The organism is Pseudomonas sp. 15C (assembly GCF_055484735.1).
Window position 1 is genome coordinate 51,417 of the sequence record NZ_JBUDGD010000009.1, and the last position, 14,532, is coordinate 65,948.

The following is a 14,532-nucleotide window of genomic DNA, read 5'->3' on the forward strand; positions in this document are numbered from 1 at the left end:
ATGAGTTTGTTGTCAGACATTCAGGGTTCCGCCGAGCGCATTTGGTCTCTTCTTCGTTTGCTTGACGCTAACGGTGGATGGATGAAGCGCGATGAAGTGCCGCAGTGGATGAATCCGCAATTTACGGCTGAATCCTCTGTCGCACCGGGTCCGGACGCTACCGCTTTAAGCCAGACAGTCGGCGCGGCTGTTAGTGTAGGGTTAATTGCTGCCACCGATGGTGGCTACCGCTTACTCTTAGAGAACGTACCTCTTCGTTTCGACGGCTTTGCAGATGCGGTACATCAAACACTCTGCCAGTTGCCTTCTGGCCATGCCGACTACGTGGTGCTCGAGGCATATGCCGCCATCGTCATTCTTACTGAAAAGTACGGTGGGACCCATTGGATTCGTGAGCGAAACAACACTGAATTGGCCGATACGGTCCTTGCCCAGGCGCTGCGAGCAGACTCGGAGGAGGAGCGCCGGTTTAATAGTACAAAGCTGACGCCTTGGGTTCGGTGGGTAACTTTTATGGGGCTCGCTATGCCACAACAGGCACGTGGGGCGCTATACCCAACAATTACTGAGCGTCTAGAAAGAGAGCTTTCTGTATTGGTCGACACGCTTTCACCGGTTACCGAACATGTTTTCGCAGACTTTCTCGTCAGCCTCGGACAACGAATGCCCTACATCGACGGGGGAGCATTGTTCATCGACCTTGCCCAGCGGGAGGGGTTGCGTCCCATGGGCCGGAGGCTTTCCCGAGTGTTGAGTAATGCGCTAAGGGATCTGCATGACGATGGCCGCATTGAGTTAATTGCGGTTGGGGATACGGCCGGTATGTATGAGCTAGTGGGCGAAGCCCACCCAGTTCGGGCCGTTACTAGCATCAGATTTACACTGGGAGCCGATAATCATGCCTGAGCTTCCTTACAAAGCATGTTGGAGTGCACAGGCGGCGCGTGAAATTCTCCAGACGGAAGCTTTAGCTAACCGCGAAGGTGCCTTTTTAGCGGTACACCAGTCCATTACTAATCTTGCGATCGGTGGCGCGCGCGCCAGTGATGTAGACGAAGGGACTGATGAAGGCGTTCTGCAGGCACTAGCGCGTCCAGAAAATCGTCACGTCTTCTGTGTAGTGGAGGGCGAACCAGGTTCTGGCAAGTCGCATCTGATTCGTTGGATGAAGGTCAAGTGGCCAAAGAAGGACATGGTGCTGCTTATCCAGCGCGCCGACGGTAGCTTGCCGGGGGCCTTACGAGAGTTAAAAAATGCACTTGGGGGCGAGTATGGCAACCTCTTTGATCAATTAGGGCAGCGGCTAGAAGCTAGCTTTGAGGGGCGCGTTCATGTGTTTCAGCGCACACTTGCCGCTAGCATGGCTGAAGCACATTTTGAACAACCGCTAGATGATGCTAAGGAGTGCGGAAAACATGATCTGGCACGATTGCTGGATTCGGCTGTCGTGCAAGAGCGCTGGAAAGGACCCGAGCGCGTGCTTAAAATCATGGCTGGTATGGGGGGGCAACGGGACCAGGCAGTAGCGCGATTTAACTTGTACGACATTGCCGAACTAGGTCAGCTTGAGCCTGCGGTTCGGGACTGTCCGCCAAGGGCACTAATGTTTCTCAGAAAGCTACGCCACGAAAGTCGAGCGATATTGGCGCAACTTGAAGCTAATGACACTCCGGATCAGGTGCTGGCTGATCTGAAGAATGATGTTCCTTATTCCTGCCTACTCATGGAGGCGCTGAACCGGCGTCGCGACTATGGCGTGCAGAATGTATTGGGTATCTCTATGGACGGGCTCAAGGAGATCTTTCTAACGCTGCGTCGTCGACTGAAGAGCGAAGAGCGACGCCTAGTACTGCTACTGGAAGACATCACTGCTTGGGAGGGTCTTGACAGCCAATTGATCGACGTCCTCGTGACCGACAGCACCACAAGACAGAGTGATGATCTGTGCGATTTAATCTCTGTAGTGGGCTTGACACCGAATTATATGAATTCCCTGCGAGGCAACTATCTTGGCAGGATCACCCACCGTGTGACACTCGGTCGGGAGGGCGATAGAGGGCAGTTTCTTGAGACCAGCCAATTGCTAACGTCCGAGAGTCGGGAGCACTTCGCCGCGAACTATCTGCGGGCTATACGGGTGGGCCTCACCGCTCTGGATGAGTGGCGGCATAATGGCGCGAGGCAAGACCAAATCCCCAATCGATGTGATCAATGCCTAGTTAGGCTTGGTTGTCATCAAGCCTTTGGGGCAAGTGAGGGGGTCGGGCTTTATCCGTTAACTTCGCAAGCTCTTACGACGATGTATGAGGCTCTATCGGATCCGTCGGGTCGCATGACGCTCAAGACTCCGCGTGGGATGATCCAAGGCGTTCTGGGCCCCGTCCTGCTCACGCCTTCCACCCTCGATGATCGAATATTTCCTCCATCTGAGGTGGAAAGTAGCGATTGGCTCCCCCAGGAAGCTACGCGAGTCACTGCAAGGCTTGAGGACCAACTATCGTATGCGGCTAGCAATGAACCGGAAATCGCAGAGCGCTTACGGCGGCTTGTCACGCTCTGGGGGGCGCCAGGTGCGCAAGGTACAACTCTGTGGAATGAAGGCTTAGCGTTTGCAGCAATCCCAGCGCCCATCTTTGAAAGTTTTGGACTTCCTTGGCCAGGGGAAGCGACCGCCATGCCTGCAGCGAGCGGGACGATTTCTGTCAGGACCCAGGTGGCTAGTGAAGTTGGAAGGACCGATACAACAGAAGAGTTGGGGCAGTCCTTTGATCCCCCTGCCTTGCGCCGAACCCCCTCATCGAGCACGCCCCGGACGGCTCAACCTGCTACCCATCGTTCACAAGGGGCAAAGACTGCTTCCATTCGGAACAAATGGCAGCAGATGGTACAAGAGCTCACAGAGTGGCGGTCTGGCGGGCGATTGGGAAGTCTGAATGATTGGGAAGGTTTGCTCAGCAGCTTGGTCAGAGGACTGCCTCGCCATCGTTTCGACGTCTCCGATTGGCTGTTTGATCGCGTGTTCACTGAGAACAATATTAAGTTCGAGGGCGAGCGCAAAGGTGACGTTCGTAACTTTGTGGTACCCAAAGAGAAATGGCTCATTCTGGGGCTTGAGGCGCATGTCACCTTATTGTCGGGCTCCGAGTTGCAAGCCGATGTGGAGGAGGCCTATCGCCGCCTTCATTCTCGGATGCTTCGGCGGGTGGCCGAACTTGCTCAAGCACATCTAGAGCGTCGCTTACTGGCTTTAGATAGTGGGGAGCCTTGGCAGGTGGCTGGCAATATCGCCCAAGTACTCCTGGCGAGGGCGTGGCTCCGTGGCGACGTCAAGCCAGATCAACCGCTAGCTGAACAATTTGTTCGCTTGCTCAGCGATGAAGGCCGTCCGACTACCAACCCGACGGACCGTGTTAATTCCTGGAACGAGGTTCTTACCAAAACCGATAAAAATCACAAACTTCTGCGCGAGAATCTGCGGTCTTCGCTCTCGCTGCGTCAGGGAGAAGGGAGGGGTTATGGCGTGGCTGATGCTGGTGCGGTGGTTCGTGCTCTTCTGCAGATGCAGGAGAGCTTGCGGCTTTCCCCCACGCCTCGGGAAGTGGGTCCAGGGCTAGATGCAATGGCACAAGTTATTGATTTGGTTAAGGAGATTGATGGGCGTCTAAAGGATCTCCCTCGGTACGAAGGCGAACGGCTAAAGAACCGTGGTCAGGCGCTGTTCGCAATGATGCGCGGTCGCAGTCTGAGCGATCACGTCGAAAGGATCGACCATGCACTTGTGGAAGTTAGTAAGCAATTGCCACAGGCTGCGCCCGATGCAATCAAGGACTGGAAGGGGGCCTACACTAAGGCCAAGAGCGATAACTTTTTCGATGATAATGAAAGCTCTCCAGCTGGACGAGTAGAAGCCTTTCTGCTGGATTCTCTTGAGGATAATTGCAGCGAACCGGAACTAGGGTTAGCTGACAAACTTGCGAAATGCATTGAAGCACCAGCAGGCGACATGCGGCAGGCTCGAGATCTGCTAACACTTGGAGAAAACGCAATTAAGCGGAGTTATGACTACGCCCTTGAGTTTATTGGAACTTCTGGAACTAGTAGCGGAGATTCTACGCGGGTGCGCCAATTTGGCCTGCAGGTGCAGGACTCTGCTGCAGGGATGCTTACGGACTTGGAGAAAATGTCGTGAATTTAGTGCTCGAAAACGCAACAGATGTCGAACTCGCACCTTTGGAGGAACTGGAGGTGTTGCTGAAGGATATTCCGGCGGCAAAGGAACGAACCTTTTTTGGAAATGCATTAGTTAAAGCATATGAGCAAGTAGTACAAAGCGAGTCTCTAGTTGAGCTACTTCGAGAAGTTGAGGTCTACTTCGCCATGTGCACGAAGTATCTAGATCTCCCTGAGGAAGTGCGGACGGAGTTAAAGTGCATTCAGCAGCTTGGTAGTCGGTTGGCAGGCGTCGATAGTCGTGAAGATTATCTTGACGTTCGCCACCACGTATCGAACCTTGAGCGAGAGATCGGTGCTCTCCAAAGAGCAGTGAACCAAGCGTTTGAAAGGATGATCCAGCGCGAGTTCGCCAGTATAGGGGCGCTTGGCGCTGTCCTCAGCAAGGTAGATGAGACAAGAGAGTTGGGAAAACGCATGGAGATGTTAGGACGTCAAGCAAAAGAGGTAAGCAAACGTTCGGCAACTCAGGTTGTCGTCGAGGTCGAACGCTTACGGTCTGAGCGCCAAGTTATGCGGGATGAACTCGATAGTTTTGGTGCCGATGAAGCCGTGTTAGCGTTCTTGCAAGACATCAGCCAGGGCGCGCTACCCTTGTCACGTATTAACGGTAGCGTTTTGCCCTGGCTTGAACAACATCACGCGGTCGGATTGCTAACTATTTCCCTAAGCGCGTAGGCGGCAATGCCTCGGTTTCATCTCTGCCTACTGTCGTAGGTTCGCGTCTACGAATTTCTTTAGCAGTCGGCGACTAACAGCGGCCTCGATTATACCGGCGGGCATAATATCGCTGCCGGTGTGCAAGCATGCCTGGCACCCATCGACGCACAGGTGGCCACTTATTCGATAAATCTGATCGGCGAGACGTGCTTCTGCTGACAAGCTGTCTTCCTGGTTCGCGTCCTCAATGCTGGCGTAGCAATGCAGCAGAGCGTGCGTAGTGGGGGTTGCCCCAGATCCTTCCCGAGCACGTCCGACAACTGCACTTACTAACTCCCAGGTCGAGGGTTGGCGCCCCATTTGTTCTCGCAACGAATCTTCAATATGTCGAGCCTCACTCCATAGATCGTAATAGGCGAACTCATAGTCGCCGATTGACTCAACGCCGTACAACACACGTAGCAAAGTATGGAATGGGACTTCGTCGCTTTCGGCTAGCCGAAGATCTCTCCTAAGACTATCGAGTGTTGTGGCATCCCGAGGGCTCAGGAGTCTCCATTGAGGGTGGTTCTCCTTCATTTGCCATGCCCGTGCTAGTAGCGCATCTTCGGCTGCATTGGGACATTCAGTGAGGAAACCCTCAGCAAGATCCTTGAGGGCATCATCCAACCGTCCCACGAATGTGCGTGTAGTTCCATCTCCATACTCACCATTCTCGGCGATCGTTACGATATCGTCTGCTGCCATGCCAAACTGGATCGGTAGTTTAGCGTGACAGACTACACGGCGTTCGTCCCCTCGCCCGTGCAGAACAAAAGCGTGCTTAAGGCGAATCGCTAGACTATGCAACACAAGGCTGCGCAGATACATTTTAAAGTGTTCTGGGTTCTCCAGGTTGGTGAACACTTCCCTCAGCAAATCTTGGAAGGCTTGTGAACCCGCAGCCTCCGCGACCTGTTCGGTGCGGCGCTCGGACAGCAAGGGGTGCTGATGAAGTACCTCCTGATAGGTCTGCAAGAACAACTCGCGGACACGTCGCCTGTCCCATAGTTTAGTCAGTTGTAGGAGTTTCTTGCGCAGAGTTGGGTTACCTGCTGCTGCCGCAATAATTTCAGCGGCTCGCTGGGCCTGATAGCTATTCATGTCGACGCTGCGTGCACGCCGCTGAACGATGTATCGCAGCATTTGTAGACGGTACCACTTGCCCTCTTCACTATCGGGGCTCATTGCCGCGATCTCATGATCGACAAATCGAGAAAGGGCTGCACTATCGATGTGGAATCGGACACCTTCAGTAGTTACTCGATAACCGAAGAGCACCGCTTCGAGAGTCTTTGGGTGGGTGAACAATTGGCTGATCTGAAGTGAATCTACACGTGCATCACAGAATCGAACTTCGCTATCAGCACCCCAATATACACGGGCCAGTTGTAGTCCGCTCTCAACGTGTGTAAGTGTGCCGCCGGTATGGATGTCCAACCGTTCGATTATCCCAGATAGCACACCTGGGTCATTGCTGTGCGCAGACGAGGCGTCGGCTTGGATAACTGGAAAACCTCGTAACTGGCCGCTGCTCTTGTGATGAACTTTCAGCGCTTCATCCAATGTTTGGGTGCCGGCAGGAATTTGAAAGAGCTCTGTGTAGTCTTTATTTGCCTGCCATCGAGAGACCCATTGACCTTGCAACTTACCGCCAACTTCAGTTTTTATGTGCCTTGGGCAGAATACAGCTGGATGCAGGCTGCTGCTTTTGCCGATTTCTTTACGTGCCTCTGCTGGAAGCAACTGCAATAGGGCATCCGCACCGCCAAAGTCGAGTTGATTGGCATCGGCCATTTCCTGTGCATCCAGCCAGGGCTGACGTCCAGCGGAAGGGGCTCGCCAGTGAAGTTCCCTACTTCCATAGCGGTGCGTCATGTTGCCCGGAGCAATATTGTTGAGCGCCAGGGAAATATCCTCATTCACGCATTCGTCTTTTTGCTCCCGCTCAAAATGCACTGTAAGTACTGGGAGGTTCACGGTCTCAAATAGAGTTTTGGGTACCCAAGGCGTCCAGGCACGCCTCTGGTTGGCATTCTCTGCAGATTGGAGTGGGTGTTCTGCCGCCAGTTGGACTGTCCGCCAGAAGGTATCTATGCAAGCGGTATCGAGAATGGAATAGACGCTGTTCCCGAATATTTGTTTCAACGCTCTATCCGCGTCGGTTGCTACACTCGGGTGTAGGCAACCCGATCCGTCGATTCCCGACGATCGCTTTTTTGCCTCGTGACGGGCGATTACATCTAATACCAGAGTGATGGCTTGACCACGTACGACCGCGTGGTTGGTCATGTTCAGTGGTACTTCAAAGTGCTTACTATCGAGGAGGGTTTGAGGCTTTCTAAAATACCAACTGTCGCGGGCTGAGTAGGGCGACAATGTAATTCCGGTTAAGGGCCTGTCGTCTGCCCCGCGTCCTCCACGACCTTTCCGCTGAATGAAACTTGCGAGATTGACCGGGGCATAATGTTGGTAAACGAGGGTCATATCTGGGTCGTCATAACCGACCTCCAAGGACGATGTAGCAAAGACGATATCGCTGTCTTTTATCATTTCCTCGGCACGAGCACCGGCACCAGACCATACCGGGCTATTAGTAACCTTTAGGGGGGAATTCGGCTTATAAAGTCCGTTTGCCGTCCATTGCCGATTGTCGTTGGCGGCGAAGAACCAGCATTCACCCTTCGTAAAGCAATCGCAGCCAATAGGCTGTTTACAGCAATGCTGACGCAGGCCTCCAGTGGCGGAGTCTGGGAAAGAATAGGTGCGAAGTCGCGCTAGATTATTGTTCTCTTCGGCATCCTGATAGTCGTGGTGCAGACGCTTGACTTTATCGACCGAGTCCAGAAAGACGATACTGCGGAAACCACCTTCTGTACCCGTACGCCGTCGCATGCCATGAGCCAGTACCATCAGACTTTGAATGGTAGAGGAGGCGCCCGCGATGTCCTTACCTCGCGACTCAACTTCTGGTTGAATGAAGTAGAAGTACTCGCGGCCCTCGATACTGAGTTCGCGCTCGTGATCGTCAACTTGGATTGCCGTGACGGCGTTACCTCCTGCCAGAGTACGCCACACTTCGGTTGGTTCGCCGAGTGTGGCGCTCATCCCGATGGCGAGACATTTTCCGCCGTTAGCCTCGGCTCGCGCCAGTAGTCGTCGTAATGCATATCCGATTTGTGCACCGTGAATATGCGAGTAGAGGTGAATTTCATCAGCCAGTAGCGCTCTCGGAGGTGCATGCTCTGGGTGATCCCCGAAGAGAGATCCGTACCTGGGATCTCCTAACCACTGGTGTAGAGACTCAGTTGTCGGTAAAAACAATGCTGGTGGAGTTTCTATTAGGCCTTGCTTGCTTCCGATCCATCCACTGTACCCCCAGTCGCATTTAGCTCCGATACACGCGAGGCGGTCGGCACCCTTGATGCCTGCGCCTGGATTTAAATGCAGGAGAGAGTCGCATTTTGGACAATGGAAGAAGGGAAATTCATAACATCCAGGCGCTCCTACGCCGGGCTTCCATACTTCCTCATTTACTTTGAGGGAGAAGCTTCTAGGCACGTCACCGTTCTGAAGTCCAATTGTTAGTAAGGGCACCGAAGGATCTACGGCGAGTTCAGCTAAGTAGCGGGTTAGACGTTGGGCCTGATTCGCCGCCAAACGCACACGGGGATAGACGAGAATGGCTCGGGTGCCATGGATGTGTCGTAGCCGATCATATAAAGCGCCGATGATAAGCGGTAGACAGGCAGCTTCGGTCTTGCCTGCTCCTGTGTCTGCAGTTATGACAAACCGATCACAGGCTTCGTCTGTTTGCATCCAAGCGGGTACTAATGTAAGTAAAGAACGTGCTTGAAAGCCGCGTAGCGTGGGGTCTTCGACCTTCCAATCGCGACATAATGCGGCCGATAAAGCGTCAACCGCAACTGAAAACAGTGGTTCTTTAGGCACCAAAATTTTGAGTTGAGCAACAACAGTGCTTAAGAGGTGAGTAGGTTTCGGCTTGTCGCGATTGCGTATCTCAACCTTAAGTCCTCGAACGAGAAAAGGTCGTCGGTCAGAGTCTTCGGGAGTGAAGCGCTGCTTAACATAGCGCACTTCGCGTGCAAGTTCGGCCATACGGCTACGCAGTCGCCCATCTTCGGTATGCAGCAAATGGCCATGTAGTTCTAAGCGGCGCACTGCTCCTGCTACTACTGATTTGCTTAAGACAAGACTCTCTGCCAGTCCTCCTATATTGTGCCAGCCCTCGAAGACTCCGAAATTTATTCGGCGGGCCTCCAAATCCTCAAGGCGATTCAGAACGCTAAAGTCAACGTCCGACAACTTTTCATCAAGGGGGGTTGGTGGAATGTCTCTTTCTTTTGATTCCGGATTGTTTCCATTCAAATCCACTACGAGACGCTTGTACTTATCCTGGGAGAAGCAGACTAGGCCCTGCGCTGCCAAGTCTGCACAGATCGGATGTAACAAATCGCTACCGTCTGGGCTTAAGCAGTCAAAGCGGTCTCTCACTAGGTAGTAGAGCGGGGGAAATCGACCATTGCGAGTCTGCTGAATCACTTCTTCCAAGTGAGCCAGAAGCGTATCTTTGGCGATATTATAGAGTCGGCGCGCAGATTCCAGTGGATAAATACGAAAGTACTCGCCGTGTTGGGTCTGAACAGGAATTAGGCTAATAACGCCATGTCGGTGAAGTGTAATCAGATCTGACAAGATTTCCTTTGTTTGCCTAGCTAACGCTTTTGCCAAAAGATAGTCGCGTGCTACACCCTTATTGTCCAACATGGCTTGACTACGAATCGTCGCCAGCATGCTTTGGAGCCAAGCGCTCATCGGTGGAAGGTCGACAACCAAAGGATTTGGTAGTGTGCTGGTCTGCGGTAATTCGCTGGACTCATCGAAACTGCCCAGTCGAATGTTGACTTGAACAGGCGTCCCATTGGGTAGTGGGAGTCCAATCTGTCCTGCGTCTCGGGCTTCGAATACAAACTCTCGTAGAATTTGAGCAGAGTCGAGTTGGTCCTGTTCGGACGGAACGGCATCCAGCAAATTACGCGACACGAGCAGTATGAACTTTGAGCGTGCCCGAGTGATAGTGACGTTGAGCCGAAGTGGACTGAAGATGAAATCTGCTTCAGCTAACGCAAACTCTGAGTCTGCAACTGTGTAACTCGCAATAATTGCATCGCGTTCTTTGCCTTGAATTCGATCAACTGTCTCGACCACAACCTTGCTGCCCCGGCTATCACCAAGAAGTTTGCGAATAAGGGCATTCTGCGCTCGGTGAGGGCTTACTACTGCAAGGCGCTCGGCCCAAAAAGCTTGGTCAGAGTCGTCTGAGTCTCCTGGTTCAAGTCGGGTTCGAAGAAGCCTCGTAAGATGAGCGGTAAGCTTTGCTTCGAATTCATTGCTAGTAGCGGCAGAAGGGCCGTCGTGCAATAGGACGCACAATGGGTGTTCGGGGTCGAGAACACGCTGTTCCCATTCCTGTAGTCCCTCGCGCCAGTTCGATCGTAGGTTTAAACGACGTTCGTAAACAGGCGCAGCACTAAAATATTTACCTTCGTAAAACTTGCGCTGGGGATATCGGGTTAGAGGTCCGTTGAGACGAAATGTCTCGTCTAGCGAGAATTCGCTGGTATTGCAGGAGCGCAAAAAGGAATACAGCGATCCGCCTAGCCGAGGGCCGGAGGTTTGGTGCTTGTGTTCCTCACGAATCGGCGGCAGTTGGCGATCATCGCCCGCAATTAATACGCGCCCGCCTGGTGCCAGCGCCGCAAGCGCCATAAGCCCCTGCGATACCAACATCTGGGAGGCCTCATCCATGCAGACGAGCCGAAATAGCGCAACGGAATGGCCATCGCTTGGTGGCTTCGGAGCTTTTGTGATAAGCCGATTCAGTTGCCAGACCGTGCAGCCTAAGATCGCATGTGGTTCGGAAAGCTTATTCCAGATCTCGTCAATTGAGCTATCACTGATGGCAGGTAGTTGTTCAACTCCCTCAGGCAGAGGGCCGGCAGGTTTCCCTAGGTAGTACATTGGTACTGGTACTGGAAGGTGCTTAGATAGGCGCTTCGTGAGGCCTTCCATGAGATTGGAAATAGCGTTACGGGTGAATGCTGTCACTAAAACCCGGCAGGGCGTATCACTGCGTCGGCAAGCTTCTAGATATCCAGTTGCCATCCATGAGAGAGCATGAGTCTTACCGGTTCCAGGCGGTCCAAGAATGAGTCCTACCCGTTGATTAGAAAGCCCCATCCAGGCATCGCGCTGCGCTTGCCGTAGTGGCTTATCTTGTTCTCGAGCATTAATTGCTGGTTCCACCACCTCGGTCAGGCCTTGCATCCACAGTTCGGCATCGTTCGGGAGCAGCGTGGACGCAAATTCTTGGGGGTTGCGAAGGAAAAGCTTGATGTCATCCTTGGTTTGCACAGGCGGGACTCTATTTAGCGTCAAGGTAGGCTAGAAATTCTTGAGCGCGGTAGCTGGTGAAGTCTTCGTAAACCCGATCAAGGAACCAGCCTGGGCCCTCGATTTCGCGTAGCCACTGCTGAAATAGCGGTTTTTCTTGTGGCTTGTGAATGGTCACGAGGATACTGTCGAATTGGTGTTTATCTTGCCTAGGAGCGATCGATACTCGGCATTCGCCCCAGCGATATGGGTTGAGGCGAATATCAGGATCATCGTTCGTCAAAATTAGAGCGAAATCATCAGAGGATATATCGCTATCTTGGCTTTCCAGAGGTATTTTGAAGAGTAACCATAGTTTTCCGTTAGTATTGCCACTTTTCAAAAGTTTGAGTTCTGCCATGCACTGTCCGCTTGCGCGTCGTTGCGGGAACGCCTGAGTAAGCCGAACCAGCGTAGCTAGCATCGAGGAACGCGCCTCTAGCAACTCGTATGCCTGCAATATGTCCAAGTCCTTCGCGTTTAGTGGGTCGAACATAGCTTGGAAGCGAAATGGCCTTTTGTTAAGTCTCAAAAAAGGTTTTGCGGAGTTAAGGTTTTCCTCAAGTAACCATTCAACTAGTGACGCTGTCGTCTCAAGCCGAGCCTCGACATCTGCTTTAATCGCTTCAAGATTTCCTCGATCTTCTGAGTTACGAAGAGCTCGAATTACATCCATGGCTAAGAGCGATGAAAACTCGCGCCGGAACGGTCCGTGCGGCCTATAAACGTTGCAGAAATTCGCGTCGCAGACGGCGATCGCCTCGCTGACTTGGCGAAGGTCATAGGATACTCGTACAGGCAATGCAAACAATTGCTCGAACACGCTCCTGAGCGCTGTCGCAGGAAGGTGGTGTATACCGCGCAACTCCGGTTCTGGTACCAAATCTTCAGGCGGAAAGAGCCTCACCGCATGCAGTAGTCCGGTTCTAATCCTTGGGTCGTCTAAATGTCTACCGATGGCGTTCTGCAAGTACTGAGCTTCTGTCGGCTCAAACAGAAATATATGTGCGTGCAATTCCGCATTTAGATCTCCAACGTGTTGTTTATTATGTGCATCAATCGCGGTGAGGTCTTCAATGAGACTGCCCATAACATCAGAAATTGCATTTGCTTCTGCTGATTTGTCACCTTCCTTCAGTACGCGCACTATCGAGTGACTCTTAGTCGCGCTCTTGAATCGGTATCCGAGGGTGACTAAATTGTCTTCTACCGGGTCATAGTCTGCAACAATGTAGAGTGCCGCGTCCACGCGCGGAGGCATTAAATATGTCGCTAGGTCCGGAATGCGTTGAAGCCTTCCTTGAGTCTGAGCCTTTGCACGGGCGATCAATACTTCAGCCCTTCGCTGTAGTGACCAATTTAGGTTAGGGCTTTGGGCGTTAAGATGGGCTTCAGTGAGCGCACCTAAATTGCTTATTCCTCTACGCAGTAACGTTTTTTTGCCTTCGTGGGTAAGTCCAGGAACAGCTGAGATATCTCTATCCGCGGCATCGGCTTTATTGATGTTTTTAATGCAGTGCGGCAGGTATTGGCACTGTTCGCATTTGTAGTAGATGTGGAAAAAAGTGTCATCGCGATAACGTGATACTTCTTTTTTGCTGATTGTTAGCAGTTCACGACTAAAAAAGTCTTTCACGAGTCGGCGGTAGGGTTGTAGGTCAAAAACCTCAGACCGATGTATGCCTTCGTCTGCAAGGGTTCCTTCCTTGATGCACCAGATTTCTCCTTGAGAGGAAATAACTCCTGGCACTCGCAAATCTACCAGAAGCTTTTCAAGCAACTCGGCGTAAAAAGCCACTTGAGCTTTGTGAAACGCACGAGCGGACTGAGTGCCTTTGATGTCGATAATACTGAATACAGGCGGCTCTACGCTACGATCGACTCGTATGAGATCAGGAAACGAGCGACGAAGAGATATCCCGTCTGGGAGGGTCAGCGCGGTACTCGCAGTACGGTGGGCGTCTAGAGTTGCCTGTGGGGCATAATTATGCGGGAGGCTGCCTCGTAAAAAAGCTTCTGTACGTGCTTGGCTCAGTTTGTCTTCGCCAGGGGCAAGGGGCAAGGCTTGTCCCATGGCGATAAGTTTTTGTATGATGGCAGTTTCGAACTCATTCCCTAGGCTAGCCCATGCGCCAACATCCGTGGGCACCTTGTCAACACCGGCAGTGACCAATTCATTGGATTCCATCATTTCGTAGCGCGTCTTGCGCTCGCAGCGGTACTGAAACCAAGATTTAATCGTAGAAGCGCTAAGCGAAAGGGCCATTCGAAACTCAAAATAGAGATTTGTATCCCGAGCATTGCAGACCTGCGATGCGACCGCAAGAGGTAGGGTAGGGATGAGATCTACTATATATTTTCTAACGACGTGCGATACTTTTTCTGCGATATAGGATGAGGTCGTTCTCAAGCAGTTCAGCCGCGAGGAAAGCAGTTGTATCCTGCGTTAAGGCTGAGTTAAGTAATTTCTACTGAATCATCAATATTTTATGTTGCTGCAAGCTAAGTCGCCACTTAGGGTTGCTCTTGCAATAATCAACAGTGGCCTCAGTGTTTTTTTTTGCATGTGGGCCATCCATTGGTTGAAGGTAGAAATGTTTAAAATTTAGGTGCTCATACAAATATGGCATGGAGTCACTTTGCGGGAATACAAGCTTCAGTTCATCACCTTGGGTGATCTTTAATTGAACGCTTGATTTTGGGCTAACACAAAGCCAGTCTATACCCAAGGGGGGAGCGACGGTGCCGTTGGTTTCAACAGCTATGTTGAAGTTTAGCTTGTGCAGAGCATCTACCAATGCGTCATCGACCTGAAGTAAAGGTTCTCCGCCGGTCAATACCACATACTTATGATTCTGGTGGGATATTGGCCAAAACGAATCAATAGCATGAGCGAGAGCTTCAGCATTTTTGAATTTACCCCCACCTTGTCCATCTGTTCCTACGAAGTCGGTGTCGCAGAATGTACAAATCGCGTTAGCTCTGTCCTGTTCCCGTCCCGACCAGAGGTTACATCCTGAAAATCGGCAGAATACCGCGGGTCGACCCGCTTGGTTGCCTTCCCCTTGAAGGGTGTAAAACATTTCTTTGATGCTGTAAGTCATTTTGGTTACTCATCTGATTCAAATTGGTGGCGAGTACACTGGCCCG

Annotated in this window: 6 protein-coding genes; 3 read left to right on the forward strand and 3 right to left on the reverse strand. The window is 52.1% G+C overall.

The features are described 5' to 3' along the window. The 3 genes from ACYYKW_RS07390 to ACYYKW_RS07400 are packed head-to-tail and all read left to right on the forward strand — an operon-like array spanning position 1 to position 4,908. Complete coding sequence (locus ACYYKW_RS07390; protein WP_029290731.1) at positions 1-906, forward strand: hypothetical protein; 906 nt, start codon at positions 1-3, stop codon at positions 904-906. Next, positions 899-4,189 carry a hypothetical protein gene (locus ACYYKW_RS07395; protein WP_464989755.1) on the forward strand — a complete coding sequence of 1,097 codons (3,291 nt, stop codon included), beginning with the start codon at positions 899-901 and terminating at the stop codon, positions 4,187-4,189. The genes ACYYKW_RS07390 and ACYYKW_RS07395 overlap by 8 nt, the downstream gene beginning before the upstream one ends. Then, complete coding sequence (locus ACYYKW_RS07400; protein ID WP_073638904.1) at positions 4,186-4,908, forward strand: hypothetical protein; 723 nt, start codon at positions 4,186-4,188, stop codon at positions 4,906-4,908. The genes ACYYKW_RS07395 and ACYYKW_RS07400 overlap by 4 nt, the downstream gene beginning before the upstream one ends. A gap of 27 nt (positions 4,909-4,935) precedes the next feature. On the opposite strand, the gene ACYYKW_RS07405 is transcribed toward ACYYKW_RS07400, so the two are convergent. The 3 genes from ACYYKW_RS07405 to queE form a co-directional block, all read right to left on the reverse strand. Next, complete coding sequence (locus tag ACYYKW_RS07405; protein WP_464989756.1) at positions 4,936-11,256, reverse strand: AAA domain-containing protein; 6,321 nt, start codon at positions 11,254-11,256, stop codon at positions 4,936-4,938. Positions 11,257-11,374: 118 nt separating this feature from the next. Next, positions 11,375-13,648 carry a hypothetical protein gene (locus tag ACYYKW_RS07410; protein WP_464989757.1) on the reverse strand — a complete coding sequence of 758 codons (2,274 nt, stop codon included), beginning with the start codon at positions 13,646-13,648 and terminating at the stop codon, positions 11,375-11,377. Positions 13,649-13,850: 202 nt separating this feature from the next. Next, a complete protein-coding gene (gene queE, locus ACYYKW_RS07415; protein WP_464989758.1) occupies positions 13,851-14,486 on the reverse strand; it encodes a 7-carboxy-7-deazaguanine synthase in 636 nt (211 codons plus the stop codon). Positions 14,487-14,532 lie beyond the last annotated feature (46 nt).